Origin of the sequence: Sphingomicrobium aquimarinum (assembly GCF_039655735.1) — a bacterium.
Lineage (GTDB): Bacteria > Pseudomonadota > Alphaproteobacteria > Sphingomonadales > Sphingomonadaceae > Sphingomicrobium > Sphingomicrobium aquimarinum.
In genome coordinates this window covers 1,068,561-1,091,862 of the sequence record NZ_JBBYXH010000002.1, presented here as the reverse complement: position 1 = coordinate 1,091,862, position 23,302 = coordinate 1,068,561, and the positions used below count along the sequence as shown (strand labels likewise).

Here is a 23,302-nt window from a genome sequence, read left to right as displayed (position 1 = left end):
GCCTCAAGCGGACATCATCGAGAGAGCGGAACAGCAATGGCACGGCGGCGGCAGATCTATGAAGGCAAGGCCAAGATTCTCTACGAGGGTCCCGAGCCCGGCACGATCATCCAGTATTTCAAGGATGACGCGACCGCTTTCAACGCCCAGAAGAAGGGCCAGATCGCCGGCAAGGGTGTTCTCAACAACCGCATCTCGGAACATATCTTCACGGCGCTCGGCGCGATCGGGGTGCCGACGCATTTCATTCGCCGCCTCAACATGCGCGAGCAGCTCATCCGCCAGGTCGAGATCGTGCCGATCGAGGTCGTCGTGCGTAATGTCGCGGCAGGTTCGCTCAGCAAGCGCCTCGGGATCGAGGAAGGCACGCAGCTTCCGCGCACGATCATCGAATATTATTACAAGGACGATGCGCTCGGCGACCCGCTGATCGCGGACGAGCATATCGCCTGCTTCGGCTGGGCGAGCCAGGAAGAGATGAACGACATTTCCGACATGGCGATCCGGGTCAACGACTTCATGAGCGGTCTGTTTGCGGCGATCGGCATCAAGCTCGTCGACTTCAAGCTGGAGTTCGGGCGTCTTTACGAGAACGACTATTCGCGCATCATCCTCGCCGACGAAATCTCGCCCGATAGCGCGCGCCTGTGGGACATGAAGTCCAACAAGAAGCTCGACAAGGACCGTTTCCGCCAGGATCTGGGAGAGGAAGCCGAAGCCTATCAGGAAGTCGCACGGCGCCTTGGTCTGCTGCAACGCGAGGACGGTGACGACGACGGGTCGGTGCTCGATTTCGACAGCGCCAAGAAGAAGCGCGACGGCCAGTAGTTGACCGTCCGCCGCGTCCGGGTCGTCACGCTCAATGCCGCGCTGGGGCCGCTCGATTATCGGTTGCCGGACGGGGTCGACGCAGCGCCGGGAACGCTCGTCACCGTGCCGCTGGGACCGCGCCAGCTGACCGCAGTCGTGTGGGAAGCCGAGCGGCTCCCGACCGAGGAAGTGTCGGACAATCGGCTGCGCTACCTCCTTGACGTCATCGCCGTCCCGCCGCTCTCGGAACCGCTGCGCCGCCTCGCCGAATGGACGGCGACCTATTATTGCTCGCCGCTGGCTGCGGTGTTGCGGATGATGCTGCCAAGCGCCGCCTTCGCAAGCCCGCGCCAGCTTGTCGAATATCGGCTCACCGGTGCGGTGCCGGAGCGGCTGACCGCGACGCGCGAGAAAGCGCTGCGAGAGTTAGAGGGGCGCCAGGGAAGCATCCGCGAGATGGCGGGTTGGGCCGGGGTTTCGGACGGCGTGATCCGCGGCCTCGTCAAGGCCGGAGCGCTCGAAGCCGTGGAGGTGGACGGGGACGCCCCCTTCCCCCTGCCCGATCCCGATCATGCGCGGGTCGAGCTGCGCTCCGAACAGTTTGAGGCCGCCACGCGTCTCCGCAAGGCGATCGGGGAGGGTTTCGCGCCCATCCTTCTCGATGGCGTCACCGGCTCGGGAAAGACCGAGGTCTATTTCGAAGCGATCGCCGAAACGCTGCGGCAGGGCGGGCAAGTCCTGGTTCTGCTTCCGGAGATCGCGCTGACCGAACCCTTCCTCGCCCGGTTCGAGAAACGCTTCGGGACGGCGCCCGTGGCTTGGCATTCGGGGCAGCGGGCCTCGCAACGCCGCCGCGCCTGGCGAGGGATCGCGGACGGATCGGCGAGCGTCGTGGTCGGGGCGCGGTCGTCGCTCTTCCTGCCTTATGCGAATCTCCGGCTGATCGTCGTCGACGAGGCGCATGAGACGAGTTTCAAACAGGAGGACGGGGTCCAGTATCACGCCCGCGACGTCGCGGTCATGCGTGGCCAGTTCGAGGAATTCCCGGTCGTCCTGGCGAGCGCGACGCCGGCCATCGAAACCAAGCATATGGTCGAGATCGGGCGCTACGAGGAAGTCACGCTCACCGAGCGGCACGCCGAGGCGCAGATGCCCGAGCTTGCGGCGATCGACCTGACGGAGGATCCGCCGCTCGCGGGCAAGTGGCTGGCTCCCACGCTGGTGCGCGAGCTCGAAGTCAATCTCGAGGCGGGCGAACAGTCACTGCTGTTCCTCAACCGCCGCGGCTTCGCGCCGCTGACCCTTTGCCGCAACTGCGGACATCGGTTCCAGTGCCCGAACTGCACCGCGTGGATGGTCGAGCACCGGCTGCTGGCGCGGCTCGCCTGCCATCATTGCGGACATGTCATGCCGCCGCCCAAGGCGTGTCCCGAATGCGGGGAGGAGGACAGCCTCGTCGCCTGCGGACCCGGTGTCGAGCGGATCGCCGACGAGGTCGCGCTGCTGTTTCCCGAAGCCCGCGTCGCCGTGGTGACCTCGGACACCATCTGGAGCCCGGCGAAGGCTGCCGAGTTCGTCCGCGCGATGGAGGCGGGCGAGATCGACATCGTCGTCGGCACGCAACTGGTCACCAAGGGCTATCACTTCCCCAACCTAACGCTGGTCGGCGTGGTCGATGCCGATCTCGGCCTCCAGGGCGGCGACCTCCGCGCGGCGGAGCGCACCTTCCAGCAGATCAGCCAGGTCGCCGGGCGTGCAGGACGCGGCGAGAAGCCGGGACGGGTGTACGTACAGACGCACGAGCCCGATCACCCCGTCATGGAAGCGCTGGTCGCGGGCGACGGCCCCGCCTTCTTCGCCGCCGAAACCGAAGCGCGCCGCGTCGCGGCCATGCCGCCGTTCGGCAGGCTCGCCGCGATCATCGTGTCGAGCGAGGACGAGGACGCGGTGAAACGCGCTGCCGACCAGCTTGGTCGGCTCCGCCCCGAAGGCGAAGGCATCGCGGTCTACGGACCCGCCCCGGCGCCGCTGGCGATGCTGCGCGGGCGCCACCGCCACCGTCTGCTCGTCCACGCCGAGCGCAGGATCGACGTGCAGGCGGCGATCCGCGGCTGGCTGGAGCAGGTCGACTGGCCCTCCAAGGTCAGGGTCGCGGTGGACGTCGACCCGTACAGCTTCGTCTGAAAAACCGACGGAAAATCGCCCCTTTTCAATCGCTTCTCCTATGCTAGGTTAAAGGCAACGCGATTCTGTACGGAGGGGAGACTGACTGTGAATATGTTGAAAAAGCTGGCGATGGGAGCTGCCGCCCTCGTCGTCCTGCCGGCATCGGCCTGGGCGGAGTGGTTCGAGATCAGGACCGACCAGTTCATCGTCTATTCGGAAGCCGATCGCGACGAAGCGGTCGAGTTCGCGCAGCTGCTCGAGAAATACGACCGCGCGATGCGGATCACCCAGAACATCCCCTTCGAACCCGCCAAGAGCGATGCGCAGCGCGTCACCGTCTTCCATTGGGGCGACGGGCAGGACATCGCCGAACTGGCGACGGGAAGCCGCCGTGCGGGCGTTCGGGGCTTCTACATGCCGCGCGCGGGCCAGCCGGTCGCCTTCTCGCCGGCCGAGGGCGAGAGCATTCGCCGCGCGGGGAGCCGCCAGCGTTCGGATCGCCGCACGCGGCTCGATCGACAAAGCGTCCTGCTGCACGAATATGCGCACAGCTTCATGCTCCAGCATTTTCCCGCCACCTATCCGCAATGGTATGTGGAAGGATTTGCGGAGTTCTACAGCCAGATCGATTTTCTCGAGGACGGCAGCTTCCACCTCGGGAACCCGCCGCAGTATCGCGGGGACTTCCTCAAACGGGGGCCGCGCTACCATATCGAGCAGATGTTCGACACGTCGTCCAAGGTCGATGCGATGGACCAGGCCAACTGGTATTCGACCGGATGGCTGACGCTCCACTATCTCACCTTCGCGCAGGACCGACAGGGCCAGCTCGCAGACTTCCTCGGCCGGATCCAGAAAGGCGAGCGCTCGCTCGACGCTGCCAAGGCCGCATTCGGTGACCTGGGGCAGCTCAATTCGGACATCCGCAGCTATCTGAAGGGCGATCTGCTTGGCTATAATGTCAAGCCCGCGAACTTCGACGATCCGACGGTCAACGTGCGCGAGCTCAGCGACGCCGAGGAGGCGGTCATCGAGTATCGGATGCGCTCCTGGCGTGGGGTCGATGAGAAGGAAGCCCGGTCGATCCAGAGCGCGCTGGAATCGCGGGCCGACCTGTCCACCGACAGCGTCCTGGTCGCCATGACGCTTGCGGAAGCGGAATTCGACGCGAAGAATTATGACGCTGCCGAGCGCGCCGCGCGGCGTGCGCTCGCGATCGATCCGTCCCACAGCAAGGCTTCGCTCTATCTGGGACGCATCAGTGCCAAACGCGCCGAACAGGCGGACGAGGCCCAAGCAGGTAGCGGGAAGCCCTACTGGACCGAAGCGCGCGCCTTCTTCCTCGACGCGGTGGCCGCGGATCGCAACGATCCGCTGCCGCTCTACGAATATTACCAGTCGTTCCGCGATGCCGACGAGGCGCCCTCGCAACAGGCGCTGATCGCGCTCGAGAATGCCTATATGCTCGCACCCTACGACATGGGCGTGCGGGGGACCCTTGTTCGCCAGCTTGCCGAGGAGGGCAAGGCGTTGCTCGCCGCCGACCTCGTCACGCCGCTGGTGTTCGCGCCGCACAGCAACGAAGACGTCGAGCAGTTGCGCAGCGCGATGGAAATGATCCGCGCCGGTCAGGAACAGGAAGGCGTCGAGCAGATGACTGCCTTCTTCGACCGGATGGAAGCCGAAGCCGAAGAAGAGGAAAAGGACAGCTAAGGGGCTGTCACCCAAGCCGGCTCGAACGGGCCGATGGCTGAAAAGAAAGGGGCGACGATGCGTTCGACGGCATCGTCGCCCCTTTTTCGTAGGCAGGGCCGAACCGGCGAGCGCCTAGCGGGCGCCCTCGGCAGTGCCCGACGCCTCGCCCGCATCTGCGGGATCGGCATTTTTCACATAGGTGTCGAACCAATCGATCATCTCGGCGAGCGTATGGAGCACGCTTTCGCGGCCGCGATACCCATGATCCTCGTGCGGGAGCATGACGAGACGGGGGTGCCGCCCGTTCCGCGGATCGCGGCGAACATGCGCTCGGACTGCTGGTCGAGCGGGCGCTCGGGCGGCACGACGTAAACGCGATCCGCATCGTCGAAGCGGGCGAGCGGCGGGTGCGCGATGCGATCGAGGAATGGAGCAAGGCATTCGACCTGCCCGTGACGGTGCTGCCGGACACGCGATACCTGTGCACCATCGATGAATTCTGCGCCTGGGCGCAGGGGCGCGACAGCCTGCGCATGGAAAATTTCTATCGCATCATGCGCAAGAAGCACGACTTGCTGATGGACGGCGAGGAGCCGGTCAACGGTCGCTGGAACTATGACAAGGAGAACCGCGACAGCGCTTCGCCCGATACCGATTTTCCCGAGCGCCCAATCTTCGAGCCGGACGCGATCACGCAAGAGGTGATCGAGCTGGTGGCGTCGCGGTTCGACAATCATTTCGGAACGCTCGACGCCTTCGCCTGGCCGGTCACGGCAGCCGAGGCCGAGGAAGCGTTGGACGATTTCATCGAGAACCGCCTGCCCTGCTTCGGCGCGACGCAGGATGCGATGCTGACGGGCGAGGATTTCATGAACCACGCCCTGCTTTCGACCAGCATCAATTGCGGGCTTCTCGACCCGCTCGACGTGTGCCGACGGGCGGAGAAGGCGTTCCAGAACGGCGACGCGCCGATCGAGGCGGTCGAGGGCTTCATCCGCCAGATCCTCGGCTGGCGCGAATATATCCGCGGCATCTACTGGTGGGAGGGCGAGGAGTACGCGCAGGAAAACTTCTTCGGCAATCGCCGCCACCTCCCCGACTTCTACTGGACGGGCGAGACCGACATGCACTGCCTTGCCGAAGCCGTGCGCACGACCCGCGACCACGCCTATGCGCACCACATCCAGCGGCTGATGGTGCTCGGCAATTTCGCGCTGATCGCGGGGATCAAGCCGCAACAGGTCCAGGACTGGTTCCTCGTCGTCTATGCCGATGCCTACGAATGGGTCGAACAGCCCAACGTGGTCGGCATGGCACTCTATGCCGACGGCGGCGACATGGCGTCCAAGCCCTATGCGGCAAGCGGCAATTACATCAACAAGATGTCCGATTACTGCAAGAAATGCCGCTATTCGGTGTCGAAGAAGACGGGTGACGATGCCTGCCCGTTCAACCCGCTCTACTGGGACTTTCTCGACCGCAATCGCGACAAGCTCGAGAGCAACCACCGCATCGGCCGCATCTACTCGACCTGGGACCGGATGAGCGAGGAGAAAAGGCAGGAGTATCGCGACAGCGCCGCGAAATTCCTCAAATCGCTACAGCCGCAAACCGTGGATTACGCCGGCACCAGTTGAGCCCGCACGCGGTCGGGACACAGACCGAAGTCGGCGATGTCGTAATGATGGCCCTTGTGCGCTTTCGCGCCCGAGACGAAGGCCGTCATCGCCTGCTCGACCGAAGGTTCGAGCGGCTGCCCGAGCCAGTCGTAGATCTTGGCGACCTCGCCCAACCAGTCGCGGTTCATCGCGTGAAAGTCGACATCATGCGCATCGAGATCGGGGTGACGCGCGCGGAAATCCGACATCCGCGTCGCGCGCAGCCGGGTCTTGCGGAGCCATTCCTCGCCGATCATCGCAGGCGTGATATCCTGGCTCTGCACCCGCGCCTGCTGCCACGCGAGGCTTGCCGAACTGGCCACGACTTCAGCCGGATCGCGCGACAGGAACAGGTAGCGGGCATCGGGGAAAATCGCGTGAAGCTCGTCGAGGTCCTGCGTGAACTGCGGCGCTTTCAGGACCCACGGCTTGTCGTCGCGCTCTCCGCGAACATGGCCGATGGTCTGAAGCGTCCGGCGGAACTCGCGATAGACGGACGTGCGGTCGCAATCCTCGCAATGCCTGGCAAAACTCGGCACCCACCATTGCCCCTCGAACTGCGCACCGAAGATGCTCATCGCGTGCAACCCGAACTCTTCTTCTGCCTGAAACGGGCCGGTGGGATGCACGGCGGCAAGCAACGGGTTGAGCGTGCGCAGGAACAGGAGGTTCGCCGTCGCCGTCAGCGCGCGCCCGTCGATACGCCCGCCGTCGGGCACCGGGATCATCGTCTCATACGTGCGGGTGTGTGCGAACGAAGGGTCGCGGGCGAGGAGTCGGTGGAGGCGCGTGGTTCCCGAGCGCATCTGCCCGACGATGACCAACGGCCGCTCGACCCGCCGCTCGAGGATGGCGGGGTCGCGCTCCCAATGCGCTTCGGCGCGGATCCGGCAGCGTATCTTTCGGACGACCTGCCCATGGGCGATCGCGCGGCCCAACGGCGACAGTCGCGCCTCGTCCTCGAGCGCGTCGCAGAGGACCGCGAGCCGATCCTGCCAGTCGCCGGGGGCCGGCGCGCGCTCCTCCGCGCGGGTCGCATGATCGATGAGATCGTGCGCGACGAGTGTCGGTCGAGGCGTGATACCCTTGTTCCAGACGCTCGCCAGCATCCGGTCGATGAAGCGCGCCGCCTTCAAGGGTTCGCTCGTCTCGGCGCGGCTCGGGGTCGTGCTGGGCATCACTCCCTCTAACGCTCGATACGGCTAAAGGTCGAGGGTGTGCTGAAAATCGCCGATGCGCACGCCTTCGGCTTCCAGCAACCGGCGCTTCCGCTCGAGCCCATGGGCATAGCCGCCGAGCCCGCCGTCCGAACGGATGACCCGGTGGCAGGGGACGAGCACGGCGATACGATTGGCGCCGTTCGCAGCGCCCGCCGCGCGATCCGCGCCCGGCCGCCCCGCCGCTGCCGCGACTTGGGCATAGGTGCGCGTCTCGCCGGGCGGGATGTCCTGCAACGCTCTCCAGACCGATTCCTGAAAGGCCGTCCCATCGAGATCCAACGGCAAGTCGTGACCGGCCGAAGGTGCTTCGATGAGGGCGGCAAGCTGGGCACCCCATGCCGCCAGCCCCTGCGAATCGTGATGCGACCGCGCGGTCGGATACAGCCGCCGCAGCGCATCTTCGTCCTCCTCGAAGCTCACCCGGCAGATGCCCATGTCGCTGGCCGCAAGCAGCGCCTGACCGAGCGCCGTGTCGACGATCGTGTAGCGCAGTTCTTGTCTATCGGTGGACGTCATGCGCCCATCCTAGCAGACGAACCCGCCCTGTCGCCTCGTGTATAGGGCGTGGACCCGAATATGCGGCGACCATGCCTTGCATCCTCGGGCACCCCTTGCTAGGGGCGCGCCAACCCATGCGGGGAGCTCGATTTTTCCTTTTTCCGAGGAAAGGTCTGCAAGCTCTCCTTTTGGCATGCACAAACACTATGAACCGGAGCAGCATCCAGGTGGATATCAGCGGCGGGATGAAGGCCAGCTTGGCGGGACGTTACGCGACCGCTTTGTTCGAATTGGCGCGGGACAAGAATGCGATCGACACGGTCAAGGGCAGCCTCGACCAGGTGGCCGACGCGTTGAAGCAGTCGCCCGATCTCAATGCCCTGATCGATTCGCCCGCCATCTCGCGCGACCAGTCGCTACGCGCGGTCCGCGCTTTGTCGCTCGAGATGAAGCTCGACAAGATGACGTCGAATTTTCTCGGCGTGCTGGCCGAGAACGGCCGCCTCCCCGCTCTGGCCGATGCGATCCGCGTGTTCGACGCACTCGTCGCCGCCCACCGCGGCGAAGCCCGCGCCACCGTCACCAGCGCGCGTGCGCTCACCGATGCGCAGCTCAAGACCCTTTCGGACAAGCTGACCGCCCGCGCCGGTCGCACCGTCCACCTCGACACGCAAGTCGATCCCGCTCTGCTGGGCGGCGTCCGCATCCAGATGGGCTCGCAGCTCATCGACGCGTCCGTCCAGACCAAACTCAACCAGCTCGCCAGCAAGATGGCGGGCGGCACTGCCCTTTAAGGCGCCGCAAGAAAGGTCCTGTTGAAAAATGGATATCCGAGCCGCTGAAATCTCCCGCGTCATCCGCGACGAAATCGAGAATTTCGACGCCGAGGCCCAGGTCACCGAGACGGGCAGCGTCCTGTCGGTCGGCGACGGCATCGCCCGCGTCCACGGCCTCGACAAGGTGCAGGCCGGCGAGATGGTCGAATTCGCTTCGGGCGTGAAGGGCATGGCGCTGAACCTCGAAGCCGACAATGTCGGCGTCGTCATCTTCGGTTCGGACCGCGAAGTCGCCGAGGGCAGCCAGGTCAAGCGTACCGGCGACATCGTCGACGTGCCGATCGGCAAGGGCCTGCTCGGCCGCGTGGTCGACGCGCTCGGCAACCCGATCGACGGCAAGGGCCCCATCGAATATACCGAACGTAGCCGCGTCGAAGTGAAGGCCCCGGGCATCATCCCGAGGAAGTCGGTGCACGAGCCCGTGCAGACCGGCCTCAAGGCGCTCGACGCGCTCGTTCCCGTCGGCCGCGGCCAGCGCGAACTGATCATCGGCGACCGCCAGACCGGCAAGTCGGCCGTGGCGCTCGACACGTTCATCAACCAGAAGCAGGCCAACCAGGGCGACGACGACAGCGAAAAGCTCTACTGCATCTATGTCGCCGTCGGCCAGAAGCGTTCGACCGTCGCGCAGATCGTCCGTGCGCTGGAAGAGAATGGCGCGATGGAATATACCATCGTCGTCGCCGCGACCGCCTCGGAGCCCGCACCGCTCCAGTTCCTCGCGCCCTACACCGGCTGCGCGATGGGCGAATATTTCCGCGACAATGGTATGCACGCCGTCATCGTCTACGACGATCTGTCGAAGCAGGCCGTCGCCTACCGCCAGATGTCGCTTCTCCTTCGCCGCCCGCCGGGCCGCGAAGCCTATCCGGGCGACGTCTTCTACCTGCACTCTCGCCTGCTCGAGCGTGCGGCGAAGATGAACGAGGCCAATGGCGCCGGTTCGCTGACCGCGCTGCCGATCATCGAAACGCAGGCGGGCGACGTGTCGGCCTACATTCCGACCAACGTGATCTCGATCACCGACGGGCAGATCTTCCTCGAGACCGATCTTTTCTATCAGGGCATCCGCCCCGCCATCTCGGTCGGCCTTTCGGTCAGCCGCGTCGGCTCGGCCGCGCAGACCAAGGCGATGAAGAAGGTGTCGGGCTCGATCAAGCTGGAGCTTGCGCAGTATCGCGAAATGGCTGCCTTCGCCCAGTTCGGTTCGGACCTCGATGCCTCGACGCAGAAGCTCCTGGCCCGCGGTGCGCGCCTGACCGAGCTCCTGAAGCAACCGCAGTTCCAGCCGATGCCGATGGAAGAGCAGGTCGCCTCCATCTACGCCGGCACCAACGGCTTCATCGACGATGTGAAGGTCGAGGACGTGACCCGCTACGAGGCCGCGATGCTCAGCTTCATGCGTTCCGAGCATGCCGACGTGCTAACGACGATCCGCGAGACCAAGAAGCTCGAGGACGACACCGCCGACAAGCTCAAATCCGCGCTCTCCGAGTTCGGCAAGCAGTTCGCCTAAGGAGTAACCATGGCCAGCCTCAAGGCACTCAAGGGCCGGATCAACTCGGTCAAGTCGACCCAGAAGATCACCAAGGCGATGAAGATGGTCGCGGCCGCGAAGCTGCGCAAAGCGACCGACCGTGCGGAAGCGGGGCGTCCCTACGCCCAGCGTCTGAGCGGCGTCGTCTCGAGCCTCGCGAGCCGGATCACCGTCGGCCCGCAGAGCCCCAAGCTCATCGCGGGCACGGGTTCGGACGAGCGGCATCTGATCATCGTCGCATCCGGCGACCGCGGGCTTGCGGGGGCGTTCAACACGAACATCACCAAGGCCGCGCGCGTGAAAGCCGAGGAGCTGATCCGGGCGGGCAAGGACGTGTCCTTCTACGTCGTCGGGCGCAAGTCCAAGCCGCTCCTGCGCCGCGTTTTCCCCGATACGATCGCGGGGGAATATGACACGACGCAGACCAAGAACCCCGAATATGCGCAGGCGCAAGCCATCGCCGACGACATTATCGACCGCTACGAAAGTGGTCAGTTCGACGTCGCGCACCTTGCCTATGCGGAGTTCGAGAGCACGCTGACGCAGACCCCGCGGGTCGATCAGCTCATCCCGGTCAAGCCCGCCGACACGGAGGGCACGGCGACCGACGGCGCGAGCGCCGCAGTCGAATATGAGCCGGACGAGGAAGCGATCCTGCGCGACCTGCTGCCTAAGAATGTCGCGATCCAGATCTACCGTGCGATGCTGGAAAACAATGCCGGTTTCTACGGCAGCCAGATGACCGCGATGGACAATGCCACGCGCAACGCCGGCGACATGATCAACAAGCTGTCGATCCAATACAACCGCCAGCGCCAGGCCGCGATCACCACCGAACTCGTTGAAATCATCTCGGGCGCCGAAGCGCTCTAAGAAGCCAGAGGAACAAGAACCATGGCCACCGCCGCAACCGCCGCCAAGGCAACCAATACCACCAACGGCCGCATCGCGCAGGTCATCGGCGCCGTCGTCGACGTCGAGTTCGACGGCGAGCTGCCGCCGATCCTCGGCGCGCTGGAAACCAGCAACAACGGCCAGCGCCTCGTCCTCGAGGTCGCCCAGCACCTTGGCGAGAATATCGTCCGCACCATCGCGATGGACGCGACCGAGGGCCTGACCCGCGGCCAGACCGTCACCGCCACGGGCTCGATGATCGAAGTGCCCGTCGGGCCGAAGACGCTCGGGCGCATCATGAACGTCACTGGCGAGCCGATCGACGAGCGCGGCCCGATCGGATCGGACAAGCACATGCCGATCCACGCGGAAGCGCCGCTCTTCATCGACCAGTCGACCGAAGCGGCCATTCTCGTCACGGGCATCAAGGTCATCGACCTTCTCGCGCCGTACGCCAAGGGCGGCAAGATCGGCCTGTTCGGCGGCGCGGGCGTCGGCAAGACGGTGCTCATCCAGGAACTGATCAACAACATCGCCAAGGGCCACGGCGGCGTTTCGGTCTTCGCGGGCGTCGGCGAACGCACCCGTGAAGGCAACGATCTCTATCACGAATTCCTCGACGCGGGCGTCATCGCCAAGGATGCCGACGGCAATCCGGTGAGCGAAGGCTCGAAGGTCGCGCTGGTGTTCGGCCAGATGAACGAACCGCCGGGCGCGCGTGCCCGCGTGGCGCTCTCGGGTCTCACCCAGGCCGAATATTTCCGCGACGAGGAAGGCCAGGACGTCCTGTTCTTCGTCGACAACATCTTCCGCTTCACGCAGGCCGGTTCGGAAGTGTCGGCGCTCTTGGGCCGTATTCCCTCGGCCGTGGGCTACCAGCCGACCCTGTCGACCGACATGGGCGCGCTGCAGGAGCGCATCACCTCGACCAACAAGGGCTCGATCACCTCGGTCCAGGCCATCTACGTCCCCGCGGATGACCTTACCGATCCTGCACCCGCCACCTCGTTCGCCCACTTGGATGCCACGACCACGCTGTCGCGCGCCATTTCGGAACTCGGCATCTACCCGGCGGTCGATCCGCTGGACTCGACCAGCCGCGTGCTCGAACCCCGCGTCGTGGGCGAAGATCACTACCAGACCGCGCGTGCGGTCCAGGAGATCCTCCAGAAGTACAAGAGCCTTCAGGACATCATCGCCATTCTCGGCATGGACGAACTGTCGGAAGAAGATAAGCTGACCGTCGCGCGTGCGCGCAAGATCCAGCGCTTCCTCTCGCAGCCCTTCCACGTCGCGGAAGTCTTCACCGGCATCCCGGGCCAGTTCGTCCAGCTCGAGGACACGATCCGCTCGTTCAAGGCGGTCGTGAACGGCGAGTACGACCACCTGCCGGAAAGCGCCTTCTACATGGTCGGCGGCATCGAGGACGCGGTCGCCAAGGCCGAGAAGATGGCGCAGGACAGCTAAGACGATGGCGCTTCACTTCGAACTGGTCACGCCCGAAAAGCTCGTCCGTTCGGACGACGTCCATATGGTCGTCGTCCCGGGCGTCGAGGGCGACTTCGGCGTGATGGAAGGGCATGCTCCCTTCATGACGACGCTCAAGGACGGCGCGCTCGACGTCTATGCGACGGCGGGCAGCCAGCCCGAACGCGTCACCGTCTCGGGCGGCTTCGCGGAAGTCGGATCGAACGGCCTGACCGTGCTTGCGGAGAAGGTCGAGAGCTAGGCCGACGATCCATCGGCGTACGAAACACGAAGCCTCCCCTGCCCAGCGCAGCGGGAGGCTTTTTCGTTATCCGCATTAGGCTTTTCTAAAAGTTTGCATTCTATTCACCATTCCACAGCTTCGAATAACGCCGCGAGGAATGGTGAAATGAACGCGTTCGGCAAACGAGGAAATGCAGCATCGCCGCGCCCCAGTTTCGGGGTTGCACGGCCGATGAAGGGCGGCCCCGCCGGGGGCAGCAGCTCCAGCTCCGAGGAACGCGACGAAGATCGCGCCTCCTCGGACGATGACGTCGGCGGCGCATCCGCTCCTTCCCTTGGCGGGGCCGCGAGCCTGTCCGCGATGGACAAACTCAACAAGCGGATGAACAACGAGGAGAAGGAAGAGGAAGGGTCCGGCGGCTTCGAGGCGTCGGTCAACAAGATCAAGGACCAGGTTCTTCCCAGACTGCTCGAACGCGTCGATCCCGAAGCGGCCGCAACGCTCGGCAAGGACGAGCTGGCGGAGGAATTCCGCCCGATCATTTCCGAAGTACTGGGCGAGCTCAAGATCACCCTCAACCGCCGCGAGCAATTCGCGCTCGAGAAGGTGCTCGTCGATGAACTGCTCGGCCTCGGCCCCTTGGAAGAGCTGCTTGCCGACCCTGCCGTCTCCGACATCATGGTCAACGGCCCCGACCAGACCTTCATCGAGCGCAAGGGCAAGCTGACGCTGTCCAAGATCCAGTTCCGCGACGAGGAGCATCTCTTCCAGATCGCGCAGCGGATCGTGAACCAGGTCGGCCGCCGCGTCGACCAGACGACGCCGCTCGCCGACGCCCGTTTGAAAGACGGCAGCCGCGTCAACGTCATCATTCCGCCGCTGTCCTTGAAGGGCACGGCGATCTCGATTCGTAAATTCTCCGACAAGCCCATCACCATCGACATGATGCGCGGCTTCGGCTCGATGAGCGAGAAGATGGCGACGGTGCTCAAGATCGCGGGTGCGTGCCGGATGAACATCGTCATTTCGGGCGGTACGGGCTCGGGCAAGACGACGATGCTCAACGCCTTGTCGAAGATGATCGACCCGGGCGAGCGCGTCATCACCATCGAAGACGCGGCCGAACTGCGCTTGCAGCAGCCGCACTGGCTGCCGCTGGAAACCCGCCCCGCCAACCTCGAGGGCCAGGGGGCGATCACCATTCGCGACCTCGTCATCAACGCGCTGCGTATGCGCCCCGACCGCATCATCCTTGGGGAAATTCGTGGCCAGGAATGTTTCGACCTTCTGGCCGCGATGAACACGGGTCACGACGGCTCGATGGCCACGCTCCACTCCAACTCCCCGCGCGAATGTCTCGCGCGTATGGAGAACATGGTCATGATGGGCGACATCAAGATCCCGAAGGACGCCATTTCACGCCAGATCGCCGATTCGGTCGATCTCATTGTGCAGGTGAAGCGCCTTCGCGACGGCTCGCGCCGCACCACCAACATCACCGAAGTGATCGGGATGGAAGGCGATGTCATCGTGACGCAGGAACTGTTCAAGTTCGAGTATCACGACGAGACTCCCGACGGGAAGATCATCGGAGAATATGCGTCGATGGGTCTTCGTCCCTACACGCTCGACAAGGCCAAGCAGTTCGGTTTCGACCAGCCGTTCCTCGAGGCGTGCCTCTAGATACTAGTGGTTGCCGAAGGCGAGGAAATCGCTTCCTTCGGCCATCGCCATTTTGTTGAACGCCCGCGCGCGCCGCTCGGCCTGCGTGACGCAATCCTCGTCACCCAGCTTCGCGCAGGCATCGGCCGTCGCAAGATATTGCTCGGTCGAACGCCAGCCTGAGCGGTGGACGGTGTCCAGCAAGGCACGCGCCCGTTCCGGTTCGCCCGCCGCGATCATCGCCCGTGCGACACCCACTTTGGAATCGCCGTACGGACGACCGGCATGGTTCGAGCGCGCCGCCGCCATCGCCGCCTCCAGGTCGCTCGCCGATAGTGCGCCGTCGAGGACATGGTCGGCAAAGGCTTCCGGATAATCGCGCGCCTGCGCCATGAAGATCGCTTCGGCACGCCGCGCCATCGCTTCGGCATCGCGGCGGTTGCCCTGCGCCTCCAGCACCGGCGCGAAAGCTGCCATCACGCTCGGCTCGTCATGTTCTGCGAGGATGGCGCGATAGCGCGCTTCCGCAGCGTCCATGTCGCCCCTTGCCGCTTCCATCTGCGCGAGATGGGCCTGCGTCAGCCAGTAGCCGGGGAAGACCGCGTCGGCGCGTTCGAAGAGGTCGGTCGCCGCGTCCCAGTCGCCCCGCTTGAGATGCGCGCCGCCAGCGTAGAGGAAGAGGGTCGACGCCAGTTCGGGCGAAACCTTGCCACCCGATGCCGCCGCCTGTTCGAACGACGCAAGCGCCGCGTCGAGGTCGCCCATCCGCTGGTGCCAGTTGGCGAGGCGGACGTGCAGGCCGGGATGGGAATCGATCGAGAGCGCTTCCTCGTAAAGCCCACGCGCGCGGGCATAATCGCCGCGGTAGAAAGCGACATCGCCGCGGATGCCGAGAATTTCGGATCGCTCGCCCGCCGTCGGGCGTACCGCGCGCGTATCGAGCGCATCGAGCGCCGTCTCGGTGTCATCGAGCCTGTGCATCGCAAAGGCGAGCAGCGCCGCGGACAATTCGGGCCCAGAGCCTTGTGGCGCCAGCGCCCGCGCGTCCTGAAGCTGACGATAGGCACGATCCATCTGCCCGAAGTCGCCGCTGAGCTTGCCGAGCGTGTATCGGGCCATCGCCTCGCGCTCGAGCGCCAGCCAGCTATCCGACTGGAGGTCCACGCGCTCCGCTTCGACGCTCAGCGCCTTCTCGCGCTGCGCCATCGCGCCTGCGTAGCTGTCGGCGCCGAAGCCGTCGGCTTCAAGCGCGGCGAACCCGTATTCGGGCTGCGGGCGGAGAAGGAGGAACAGTCCACCGAGCAGGACGAGGACCAGAGCGGCCTTCAGTGCGAAACGGATCGGTGCTGCAGCGTGCATGACGGGACCTCACGAGAAATGAATGCAATCAGGGAAAAGTGCAGGAAGGGAGCGCCGTGCCGCACGCCCCCTTCCCGCAAGACCGGCCGGGCTTAGTTGGCCTGTGCGCAGGGCGTCAGCCCCGCGGCCTGCAGATCGTCGGCCAGCGCATTGGTGAGGTCGGTCAACACCATCGAGATGTCGTCCACGAACACACCCGTCACATCGTCTGCCGGATCGGCATCGTTATAGGGCACCTTGGTATCGAACGGGATGAGCGCGGTGGAAACCGCCGGCATCCCGATCCGGTCGACGCGCTCATAGGCGCTGTTGGGCGCTGTATTGAAGACGAAGCCCGCTCCGTCGCTGTTCGCGATCGGCGGCATTCCCTGCGGGGCTGCCAGGTACGGGAAGCCCGAACGGAAGGCCACGTCGTTGGACGGCGGGTTCAGCGGCAGCTGCGCCAGCGTCAGCGGACTATGGGTGTCGAGATCGAGGAAGATCACGGCCAGCGTCACGTCGATCACCGGATCGGGCAGACGGCGTCCGTTGGGGAAGCCCGAGGGAGCGTCGAAATTGATGGTGAGCGTATCGGGGACGACCGCGTCGGCAACCGTGAAGCCGGTTCCCGGAATATCCTGCTCGAGACAGGCCGACACGTCAAAACCCGTCGGCGTCGGCGTGGGGGTCGGCGTGGGGGTCGGGTCGGGCATCTGGATGGGCGGATCTTCCATCATTTCATCGTCATTGTCGCAGGCGGCAAGCGCCATCACGAGACTGACGGGGACGAGGAATTTCGAAGCGTTTTTCAAGGAGCGGTTCATTAGATATTCCCTCCCAGACGAAGGCTTTCGGCCCAGACGTCTACTAGATTGTCGCCATTTTCGATGCGGTCCTGCGGGATCTCGATGACGACGGCCGTGATATTCTGGCCGGCGAAGAAGTCCCGCGAACTGTCGAACGAGAGATCGCCCGTGTCGCGCGTTTCCTTGAAGCCCTGAAGATCGAAGAAGAAAGGATCGTCGAACAGGCCGGCTCGCACGCGCACGCCATCGCGCTGAAGATTGCTCTCGACCGGCCCGATGATGTCGCCGGAGACGCCGGGGAGACCACTGACGCGGACGCCATATTGCGTGCCCGGCATGCCCTCGTCCTCACCGAACTGGATCAGGATCGGAACGTCGGTCTGCGTGCGCGGTGCCGCATTGGAAACGTTGATATAGTAACGGACGTCGGGGTCGTAGGTCGCCGGCTGATCGGTGGCTGCCGGCCCTGCGAACGTGAGGATCATCTTGACGGTCCCGTCACCGTAGAAGGTGTAGAGATCGGCGATGTCGGCGGCGCGATCGGGCGTCGCATCCTCGCTGGGATCCGTCCGTTGCGGCGGGTCGAGGTGATCGGCCGCTACGGTCGGCATTTCGGCAAACTGGAAACCGAGGAACAACGCCGCAGCAGCGACCCCTCCACCCAGCATCGTCTTGGTCAGTGGTCGCATGTGCTACTCCTGCGCTTGGAAATTCAGCATCGAACTTCAGCGCCGAGTATCATTACCAAATGTTAATGCGTCAACAGTTAACCAAAAATTAATTCGGGATATCAAAATGGTGGGTTCCGCCGAGCCGACCTGCTCTACCTGCTAGTCCGTTTCGGGATCCCCGCTGGTGCCCGGTTTTCGATAATGACGCAACGATTGAACGCTGGCCACCCCTCGCACGTTCGAACTTCGACGGATCCATCCAACAGGAGAATTTCATGCGCCTAATCGCTCTTCCCGCCCTAGCCTTTGCGCTGGCATCGTGCAGCAGCGTGAGCACGCAGGATATCGCCCGCACCGCCGGACAGGCGGTGCTCGCCGATCTCATCCGCGATGCAGTCGGGCTTCCGCTGCGCGGCGCCAACAATGTCGCGCGCGACCAGTATCGCAACCCGGTCGAAACGCTCGCTTTCTTCGGCGTGCAGCCCGACGATACGGTCGTCGAAATCTGGCCCGGCGGCGGCTATTATGCCGAGATCCTCGCGCCCTATCTCGCCGACAACGGAAGCTATTGGGCGGTAGCCTCGGATCGTGGCCTCAACGGCGTGCGCACGTTCGCGGGCGCCAACGCAGCTGCGGTCGGCACGGTCAATTATGCGGCTTTCCCCGCGTCCGGAACCGATGCGCGCGTGCCGGCCGGGGCTGCCGACGTCGTGCTGACCTTCCGCAACGTTCATAACTGGCAGATGGGCAACGAACCCTATGGCGACGAAGCGTTCCGGCAGATGTACGCGATGCTCAAGCCGGGCGGCACGCTCGGGATCGTGGAACACCGGCTCCCGGAAAGTGCCGACGCCATGCGCGAAAAGACGTCGGGCTACATGAAGACATCGACCGTGCGCGCAATGGCCGAAGCGGCCGGCTTCGAATATGTCGGCGCCAGCGAAATCAACGCCAACCCCCGCGATACCGCCGATTACGAACAGGGCGTGTGGACCCTACCCCCGACCCTGCGTCTCGGCGATACCGACCGCGCACGCTACATGGCGATCGGCGAGAGCGACCGCATGACGTTGAAATTCCGCAAGCCTTCCTGATGGATACAAAGACGGCGCGCTCGGCATTGCTGGCGCGCCGTCTTGCCGCACGCGCTCACATCTCCGCCTCCGGCCATAGGGAATTTGGGCGCTGCGTTACGTCCGACGATCCGACGGCCGCGCAGCGCTTGGCGCACGACCCCAGCATCTTGCGCTGCCTTCCCGGTGCGCGATAAAGTGAGGGAACCGCAAGGCAGGCCGATTCATTGTGAACGAAAGGCGCGCGACCCTTCGTTGCGCCTCGTCAATAATAAGGGGTGCGTACAGGGATGACCGACGAGCATAAGGGCAAGGGGGCCCGGATCCTTCTGGTAGAGGATAGTCCGGTCATTTCGCTGAAAACCGAGGATCTGCTCACCGAGAACGGCTATTTCGTCGTAGGTCCCGCCTACGACATGCCGCAGGCCTACGATCTAGCGCAGCGCGAGCAGGTGGATGCCGCGATCGTCGATCTCAACATCCGCGGCGAGAAATGCTTCGGCGTGCTGACGATCCTCAAGGAGCGCAACATTCCCTTCATCATCACCTCGGGTTATGCCGACTGGTCGATGCCCGAGGAATGGCAGGACAATCCGCGCCTCGCCAAGCCGTTCGACGAGGGCGATCTCTTGAAGATGCTCAAGCGGGCGATGCCTGCCGACTAACTGGCGGTCCGCATCACCAGCTTGTGGAGCAGCATCCCAGCGAGCATCGCGCCGACGAACGCGGCGACCTGGCTGAAATTCACCCCTAGAGACGCGATCGCAGGGCCCGGGCACAGTCCCGACAGCCCCCACCCGATCCCGAACAGAGCCGTACCGCCAATCAATGGCGCATCGAGCGTTCTCGTACCCGGCAGGTGAAACTGCTCCGCAGCGAGCGGAGCCCGCTGCCGCTTCTGGACCCCCCAGGCGACCGCCATCACGAAAAGGGCGCCTCCCATCACGAACGCGAGCGTCGGGTCCCATCGACCGAAGAGGTCGAGGAAACCGCGCACCCGCAGCGGATCCATCATCCCCGAAATGGCGAGCCCGGCGCCAAACAGGCTACCGGCAAGGAGCGTCAACGCATGGCTCTTCACGACCAACCTCCCCCAAGCGCATTGACGACGGCAACTGTCGCGATGCCGGCGCCGATGAAGGTGATGGTCGCGACGATCGAGCGGCGCGAGAAGCGGCTCATGCCGCAGACGCCGTGTCCCGACGTGCAGCCCGATCCTAGCCGCGTCCCGAACCCCACGAGGAGACCGCCGAGGAGAAACAGCGCGCCCTGCGGCGGGAAGCTCGCCTCGATCGGGCCGAGGAGCGCCTGAACGACGAGCGCGCCGATCAGTAATCCCGCAATGAACAGCCAGGCCATCGAGCGCGGCGCGCCACCGTCCGACAACCCCGTCGCGCTGGCGGTCAGCCCGCTCACGCCCGCGATCCGGCCGAGCCCGATCAGCATGATTGCGGCCGACAGGCCGATGAGAAGGCCGCCGATCAGTCCCTCGATCGGCTGTGCATAGTCGAACCCGGGTAGCGTCATCGCGCGATCCTTCAGCGAGCTTTATTGGTCGGCAGCGCCACTTTTCCGCCGCTCCATCCCAGATAGAGAGACCCGCAGACCGGTCAAGCCGAGCCCGTAAGCTGCCGATGATGAAACGCTGTTCGTGGTGAGCGATGCTTGCGAAAAGGCCCGACATCGGGGGGAAATGGTGGGCGTGGCAAGGATTGAACTTGCGACCCCTACGATGTCAACATAGTGCTCTACCACTGAGCTACACGCCCGTGCTGGAAGGGGCGTTTAAGAGGCATCGCCCGCCTTGCCAACCCCTAAAATCGGAAAGATCGTTCGCCCCGCCGCGGCCGGACGAAACTAGAGCCGACCGTGCTGGTCTTCGGTCTGGAAAATGCGATCCACCTCGGCGACGAGATCCTTGAGGTGGAAAGGCTTGGAAAGGAGCTTTGCCTCGGGCGCGGTGCGTCCCGCTTCGAGCGCCACCGCCGCAAACCCCGTGATGAACATCACGCGGATCGCCGGATCGATCGCGCTCGCCTTCTGCGCAAGCTCGATGCCGTCCATTTCGGGCATCACGATGTCGGTCAGCAGCAGGTCGAACTTCTCGCTCTCGAGAAACGGTACCGCTTCCGTCCCGCAGGTGACCGCGGTGACCTCGTAACCGACACGGGTCAGCGCCCGCGAGAGATATTCGCGCATCGACTGGTCGTCTTCGGCAAGGAGGATCTTGGACATGCACGATGTTATGATGCCCACGGCGAAGAATTACTAGATGTCCGCTGCACCTCTCGTCGCACCGTCCCAACATGATACGGCGCTTCGTGATAGGAAAAGACCATGCAACTCGCGCCGCCGACGCTCCATCCGATTCGTATCGACAGTCCGCTGATCCTGTCGGTGCCCCATTCGGGGCGCGTGGTCGGGAAGGATCTTGCGCGGCTCGCAAATGGCGGCGCACCCGCGTTGCTCGGCCTTTCCGATCCCCATGTGGATGAACTCGTGCGTTCGCTCGTCGAGCGCGGACATGGCGCGGTCGTGGCGCAGGCGCCGCGCGCTGCAATCGACGTCAACCGCGCCGCCCATGAGCGGGATCCCGATGTCCACGAGGGCGCGCCTCCTGCCCCGCCCTCGAGCCGTGCCCGACTGGGACTTGGCCTGACCATCGCGCGGACCGCTCCCGGGCGGCCCCTGTGGAAGCGAAAGATCGACGACAGCGTCTTCGCGCAGTGGATGCGGAGCGCCTGGGATCCGTATCACGCATCGCTTTCAGAGCTCGTCGAGGAGGCCTTGGCCCGCTTCGGCACCTGCCTGCTGCTCGATTGTCACTCGATGCCGCCGCTGGCCCGCGGGGAGCCGCGCATCGTCCTCGGCGATCGGCACGGCGCGACCGCCGCTCCATGGGTGAGTGCAGTGGCCGCGGGCGCCTGCCATGACCGCGGGTTCGAGCCCGCGTTCAACACACCCTATGCGGGCGGGGAAATCGTCCGCGCCCATGCGGCCCCCGCGCGGGGCATCCACGCGCTCCAGGTCGAGATCGACCGCAGTCTCTATCTCGATCGTACCCTGCGCGTAGCCGGCCCTGGAATGGGGCGCGGACGCGCGCTGATGGAAACCATTGCAGCGAAGCTCGACGTTGCGGCCCGCGCCGAAGGGTTTCGCATCGCGGCCGAATGAAAAAGGGCCCCGGTGCAGGTTGCACCGAGGCCCTCGATCATCGTGCGTCGGAACGCGAAAAGCCTAGTTGGCCTTTTCAGCAGCCTTCGCGTCGCCGTTGAGCATCTCGTTCGGCACCGGGCCCTTGCCCTGGCTGACCTGGCGACCGAACAGGTCGCGGATCTGGCCGAGCGAGAAGAGGTGGCCGAAGAGAACCGGAAGCATGCCGCTCTGGTTCATCTTGCGGAGCTGATCACCCTTGAGTTCGCGAAGCTTCTCTTCGTTGACCATCTTGAAGCCGCGGTAGATGTACGGCTTGTCCATGCCCTGCGGCTGGATCGAGACTTCGCCGTCCATGAGGATGTCATAGGCCTGCAGTTCCTTGACGAAGGCGTTGGTGCGCTGCGCCGACACTTCGAACTGTTCGCAGAACTTGAGGATGTCGTTGGTGCGCTGCGAGGGCTGATCACCATCGAAGATCGGCTGGCCGTCGGCGTCCTTGCTGACGAGTTCCGAGGTCGGGTCGATGCACAGCGACAGCTCGTCGCTGTCCTGCTTGAGGCGCGCGAGCATGAACGGATAGCGACGCAGATAGGCCGGCAGGTAGACGTTCTTGTCGAGCAGGTCGCCCTTGTCGTCGAAATAGGCGTTCACGCCCTCGTTGAGGCCCATGAGCGCGATCGGAAGCATGTTCTCGCCGGTCGTGAACACGATCGGGAAGTGCCGCTGCAGAAGCGGGATTTCCTCGACCGTCACGGGAACGGCATGCACCTTCGATGCAAACGGCATGAGGTCCATTTTCTTGAAGTTGAGGTCGCCATGCTTTTCCTTGGTGATCGGCTCGAGGCCGTTATACATCACCGGCATCATCCCTTGTTCGGGGTTGGTCGCCATCGTCTCGTTACTCCTGATATATGCGTGTCGCCCGGTGTGCCTCGGCGCTCCATTGCCCGGGGCTTTCCGTTCGACCAAGAAAGCGAAGGCTCGCTCCTAAAGCGATTGCCGACGACATTCAAGCACTTGCACGGCCCGACGCGGCGCCGAAAAATTCATTTACGGTTCAAGGCGCTCATGCCACCCACACCTCCATCATGGAACTGACCAAGTGATGTTGATGGGGCTAAGCCTCGTGCCGCTGCTGGCACTCGCCGACGTGTCGGCCGTCTCGGCGAGCGTGCAGGACGCGCCGCCGCCGCGCGAAGCGACGTCGCAGCCGCAGGTGCGGCGTGTCGTCATTCGCGACCAGCTCATCATCCGTATTCCGGTCCGCGCGCGACAGAGCCGTTCGCTGCGCTATACGCTGTCCGATGGTCCCCAATGCCTCGACAGCGCCGACATCGCGGGGGCGCGGCTGGCGGGATCCCGCACCATCGACTTCATGCTCAAGGATCGCTCGATCATCCGCATGCGAACCGATCGCGAATGCCCCAGCCTCGATTTCTACGGTGGCTTCTACCTCCAACCGCGCGACAATCGCGTCTGCGCGCGGCGCGATGCGATCCGGACGCGGATGGGGTCCAGTTGCCAGATCGAGACATTCCAGCGCGTTCTGCCCTCGGGGTCTGCGCGCTAAA

At 64.5% G+C, this 23,302-nt stretch carries 23 protein-coding genes and 1 tRNA gene; 14 read left to right on the top strand and 10 right to left on the bottom strand.

Annotation, left to right across the window (positions count from 1 at the left end):
• Positions 1-36 precede the first annotated feature (36 nt).
• The 4 genes from purC (at position 37) to WJS89_RS11675 (ending at position 6,308) form a co-directional block, all read left to right on the top strand.
• Complete coding sequence (gene purC, locus WJS89_RS11690) at positions 37-828, top strand: phosphoribosylaminoimidazolesuccinocarboxamide synthase (protein ID WP_346341113.1); 792 nt, start codon at positions 37-39, stop codon at positions 826-828.
• A complete protein-coding gene (locus WJS89_RS11685) occupies positions 829-2,994 on the top strand; it encodes a primosomal protein N' (RefSeq protein ID WP_346341112.1) in 2,166 nt (721 codons plus the stop codon).
• An 87-nt stretch (positions 2,995-3,081) separates the two neighbouring features.
• Positions 3,082-4,689 (top strand): hypothetical protein, encoded by a 1,608-nt coding sequence (locus tag WJS89_RS11680; RefSeq protein ID WP_346341111.1) that lies wholly within the window; start codon positions 3,082-3,084, stop codon positions 4,687-4,689.
• Between the two features lie 317 nt (positions 4,690-5,006).
• A complete protein-coding gene (locus WJS89_RS11675) occupies positions 5,007-6,308 on the top strand; it encodes a cryptochrome/photolyase family protein (protein ID WP_346341213.1) in 1,302 nt (433 codons plus the stop codon).
• Here the strand turns inward: WJS89_RS11675 and WJS89_RS11670 are convergent.
• The gene (locus tag WJS89_RS11670; RefSeq protein WP_346341110.1) at positions 6,290-7,507 is read right to left on the bottom strand and encodes a sulfotransferase family protein; all 1,218 of its coding nucleotides are present in this window, start codon (positions 7,505-7,507) and stop codon (positions 6,290-6,292) included. The genes WJS89_RS11675 and WJS89_RS11670 overlap by 19 nt on opposite strands.
• A gap of 24 nt (positions 7,508-7,531) precedes the next feature.
• Complete coding sequence (locus tag WJS89_RS11665; RefSeq protein ID WP_346341109.1) at positions 7,532-8,065, bottom strand: methylated-DNA--[protein]-cysteine S-methyltransferase; 534 nt, start codon at positions 8,063-8,065, stop codon at positions 7,532-7,534.
• Between the two features lie 188 nt (positions 8,066-8,253).
• On the opposite strand from WJS89_RS11665, the gene WJS89_RS11660 reads away from it, so the two are divergent.
• The 6 genes from WJS89_RS11660 (at position 8,254) to WJS89_RS11635 (ending at position 14,708) form a co-directional block, all read left to right on the top strand.
• Positions 8,254-8,841 carry a F0F1 ATP synthase subunit delta gene (locus WJS89_RS11660; RefSeq protein WP_346341108.1) on the top strand — a complete coding sequence of 196 codons (588 nt, stop codon included), beginning with the start codon at positions 8,254-8,256 and terminating at the stop codon, positions 8,839-8,841.
• Between the two features lie 28 nt (positions 8,842-8,869).
• Positions 8,870-10,399, top strand: coding sequence for a F0F1 ATP synthase subunit alpha (gene atpA / locus WJS89_RS11655; RefSeq protein WP_346341107.1), 1,530 nt, complete (start codon positions 8,870-8,872; stop codon positions 10,397-10,399).
• A gap of 9 nt (positions 10,400-10,408) precedes the next feature.
• On the top strand, positions 10,409-11,293 hold the full coding sequence (locus tag WJS89_RS11650; RefSeq protein ID WP_346341106.1) for a F0F1 ATP synthase subunit gamma: 885 nt from the start codon (positions 10,409-10,411) through the stop codon (positions 11,291-11,293).
• A 21-nt stretch (positions 11,294-11,314) separates the two neighbouring features.
• Positions 11,315-12,781 carry a F0F1 ATP synthase subunit beta gene (gene atpD, locus WJS89_RS11645; RefSeq protein ID WP_346341105.1) on the top strand — a complete coding sequence of 489 codons (1,467 nt, stop codon included), beginning with the start codon at positions 11,315-11,317 and terminating at the stop codon, positions 12,779-12,781.
• A 4-nt stretch (positions 12,782-12,785) separates the two neighbouring features.
• Positions 12,786-13,043, top strand: a complete 258-nt coding sequence (locus tag WJS89_RS11640; protein WP_346341104.1) for an ATP synthase F1 subunit epsilon — start codon at positions 12,786-12,788, stop codon at positions 13,041-13,043.
• A gap of 213 nt (positions 13,044-13,256) precedes the next feature.
• Positions 13,257-14,708 (top strand): TadA family conjugal transfer-associated ATPase, encoded by a 1,452-nt coding sequence (locus WJS89_RS11635; RefSeq protein ID WP_431994012.1) that lies wholly within the window; start codon positions 13,257-13,259, stop codon positions 14,706-14,708.
• Between the two features lie 3 nt (positions 14,709-14,711).
• On the opposite strand, the gene WJS89_RS11630 is transcribed toward WJS89_RS11635, so the two are convergent.
• From WJS89_RS11630 to WJS89_RS11620, 3 genes are all read right to left on the bottom strand, one after another.
• The gene (locus WJS89_RS11630) at positions 14,712-16,046 is read right to left on the bottom strand and encodes a tetratricopeptide repeat protein (RefSeq protein ID WP_346341102.1); all 1,335 of its coding nucleotides are present in this window, start codon (positions 16,044-16,046) and stop codon (positions 14,712-14,714) included.
• 92 nt (positions 16,047-16,138) lie between these two features.
• The gene (locus WJS89_RS11625) at positions 16,139-16,849 is read right to left on the bottom strand and encodes a DUF4331 family protein (RefSeq protein WP_346341101.1); all 711 of its coding nucleotides are present in this window, start codon (positions 16,847-16,849) and stop codon (positions 16,139-16,141) included.
• On the bottom strand, positions 16,849-17,520 hold the full coding sequence (locus tag WJS89_RS11620; protein WP_346341100.1) for a DUF4331 family protein: 672 nt from the start codon (positions 17,518-17,520) through the stop codon (positions 16,849-16,851). The genes WJS89_RS11625 and WJS89_RS11620 overlap by 1 nt, the downstream gene beginning before the upstream one ends.
• A 257-nt stretch (positions 17,521-17,777) precedes the next feature.
• On the opposite strand from WJS89_RS11620, the gene WJS89_RS11615 reads away from it, so the two are divergent.
• Both WJS89_RS11615 and WJS89_RS11610 read left to right on the top strand, forming a co-directional pair.
• Complete coding sequence (locus WJS89_RS11615) at positions 17,778-18,596, top strand: class I SAM-dependent methyltransferase (RefSeq protein ID WP_346341099.1); 819 nt, start codon at positions 17,778-17,780, stop codon at positions 18,594-18,596.
• A 269-nt stretch (positions 18,597-18,865) separates the two neighbouring features.
• On the top strand, positions 18,866-19,240 hold the full coding sequence (locus WJS89_RS11610; protein WP_346341098.1) for a response regulator: 375 nt from the start codon (positions 18,866-18,868) through the stop codon (positions 19,238-19,240).
• On the opposite strand, the gene WJS89_RS11605 is transcribed toward WJS89_RS11610, so the two are convergent.
• The 4 genes from WJS89_RS11605 to cpdR form a co-directional block, all read right to left on the bottom strand.
• Positions 19,237-19,656 (bottom strand): DUF6691 family protein, encoded by a 420-nt coding sequence (locus WJS89_RS11605; RefSeq protein ID WP_346341097.1) that lies wholly within the window; start codon positions 19,654-19,656, stop codon positions 19,237-19,239. The two genes, WJS89_RS11610 and WJS89_RS11605, sit on opposite strands and share 4 nt — an antisense overlap.
• Complete coding sequence (locus tag WJS89_RS11600) at positions 19,653-20,102, bottom strand: YeeE/YedE family protein (protein ID WP_346341096.1); 450 nt, start codon at positions 20,100-20,102, stop codon at positions 19,653-19,655. Before WJS89_RS11600 ends, WJS89_RS11605 begins: the two co-directional genes overlap by 4 nt.
• A gap of 167 nt (positions 20,103-20,269) precedes the next feature.
• Positions 20,270-20,344: transfer RNA gene (locus WJS89_RS11595), tRNA-Val, on the bottom strand.
• Between the two features lie 88 nt (positions 20,345-20,432).
• Entirely contained in the window at positions 20,433-20,810 is a 378-nt protein-coding gene (gene cpdR, locus WJS89_RS11590; RefSeq protein WP_346341095.1) for a cell cycle two-component system response regulator CpdR, read from the bottom strand.
• Positions 20,811-20,912: 102 nt separating this feature from the next.
• Here cpdR and WJS89_RS11585 point away from each other — a divergent pair, with 102 nt between their 5' ends.
• Positions 20,913-21,749, top strand: coding sequence for an N-formylglutamate amidohydrolase (locus WJS89_RS11585; RefSeq protein ID WP_346341094.1), 837 nt, complete (start codon positions 20,913-20,915; stop codon positions 21,747-21,749).
• Between the two features lie 63 nt (positions 21,750-21,812).
• On the opposite strand, the gene WJS89_RS11580 is transcribed toward WJS89_RS11585, so the two are convergent.
• Positions 21,813-22,622, bottom strand: a complete 810-nt coding sequence (locus WJS89_RS11580; protein ID WP_346341093.1) for a SapC family protein — start codon at positions 22,620-22,622, stop codon at positions 21,813-21,815.
• Between the two features lie 214 nt (positions 22,623-22,836).
• On the opposite strand from WJS89_RS11580, the gene WJS89_RS11575 reads away from it, so the two are divergent.
• On the top strand, positions 22,837-23,301 hold the full coding sequence (locus WJS89_RS11575) for a hypothetical protein (RefSeq protein WP_346341092.1): 465 nt from the start codon (positions 22,837-22,839) through the stop codon (positions 23,299-23,301).
• The last annotated feature ends 1 nt before the right edge of the window (position 23,302 follow it).

Bases quoted from the DNA above. Each gene is read 5' to 3' on its own strand.
- purC (WP_346341113.1), top strand. From the start codon at position 37: ATGGCACGGCGGCGGCAGATCTATGAAGGCAAGGCCAAGATTCTCTAC.
- WJS89_RS11670 (WP_346341110.1), bottom strand. From the start codon at position 7,507: ATGCCCAGCACGACCCCGAGCCGCGCCGAGACGAGCGAACCCTTGAAG.
- WJS89_RS11665 (WP_346341109.1), bottom strand. From the start codon at position 8,065: ATGACGTCCACCGATAGACAAGAACTGCGCTACACGATCGTCGACACG.
- WJS89_RS11660 (WP_346341108.1), top strand. From the start codon at position 8,254: ATGAACCGGAGCAGCATCCAGGTGGATATCAGCGGCGGGATGAAGGCC.
- atpA (WP_346341107.1), top strand. From the start codon at position 8,870: ATGGATATCCGAGCCGCTGAAATCTCCCGCGTCATCCGCGACGAAATC.
- WJS89_RS11650 (WP_346341106.1), top strand. From the start codon at position 10,409: ATGGCCAGCCTCAAGGCACTCAAGGGCCGGATCAACTCGGTCAAGTCG.
- atpD (WP_346341105.1), top strand. From the start codon at position 11,315: ATGGCCACCGCCGCAACCGCCGCCAAGGCAACCAATACCACCAACGGC.
- WJS89_RS11640 (WP_346341104.1), top strand. From the start codon at position 12,786: ATGGCGCTTCACTTCGAACTGGTCACGCCCGAAAAGCTCGTCCGTTCG.
- WJS89_RS11635 (WP_431994012.1), top strand. From the start codon at position 13,257: ATGAAGGGCGGCCCCGCCGGGGGCAGCAGCTCCAGCTCCGAGGAACGC.
- WJS89_RS11630 (WP_346341102.1), bottom strand. From the start codon at position 16,046: ATGCACGCTGCAGCACCGATCCGTTTCGCACTGAAGGCCGCTCTGGTC.
- WJS89_RS11625 (WP_346341101.1), bottom strand. From the start codon at position 16,849: ATGAACCGCTCCTTGAAAAACGCTTCGAAATTCCTCGTCCCCGTCAGT.
- WJS89_RS11620 (WP_346341100.1), bottom strand. From the start codon at position 17,520: ATGCGACCACTGACCAAGACGATGCTGGGTGGAGGGGTCGCTGCTGCG.
- WJS89_RS11615 (WP_346341099.1), top strand. From the start codon at position 17,778: ATGCGCCTAATCGCTCTTCCCGCCCTAGCCTTTGCGCTGGCATCGTGC.
- WJS89_RS11610 (WP_346341098.1), top strand. From the start codon at position 18,866: ATGACCGACGAGCATAAGGGCAAGGGGGCCCGGATCCTTCTGGTAGAG.
- WJS89_RS11600 (WP_346341096.1), bottom strand. From the start codon at position 20,102: ATGACGCTACCCGGGTTCGACTATGCACAGCCGATCGAGGGACTGATC.
- cpdR (WP_346341095.1), bottom strand. From the start codon at position 20,810: ATGTCCAAGATCCTCCTTGCCGAAGACGACCAGTCGATGCGCGAATAT.
- WJS89_RS11585 (WP_346341094.1), top strand. From the start codon at position 20,913: ATGCAACTCGCGCCGCCGACGCTCCATCCGATTCGTATCGACAGTCCG.
- WJS89_RS11580 (WP_346341093.1), bottom strand. From the start codon at position 22,622: ATGGCGACCAACCCCGAACAAGGGATGATGCCGGTGATGTATAACGGC.
- WJS89_RS11575 (WP_346341092.1), top strand. From the start codon at position 22,837: ATGTTGATGGGGCTAAGCCTCGTGCCGCTGCTGGCACTCGCCGACGTG.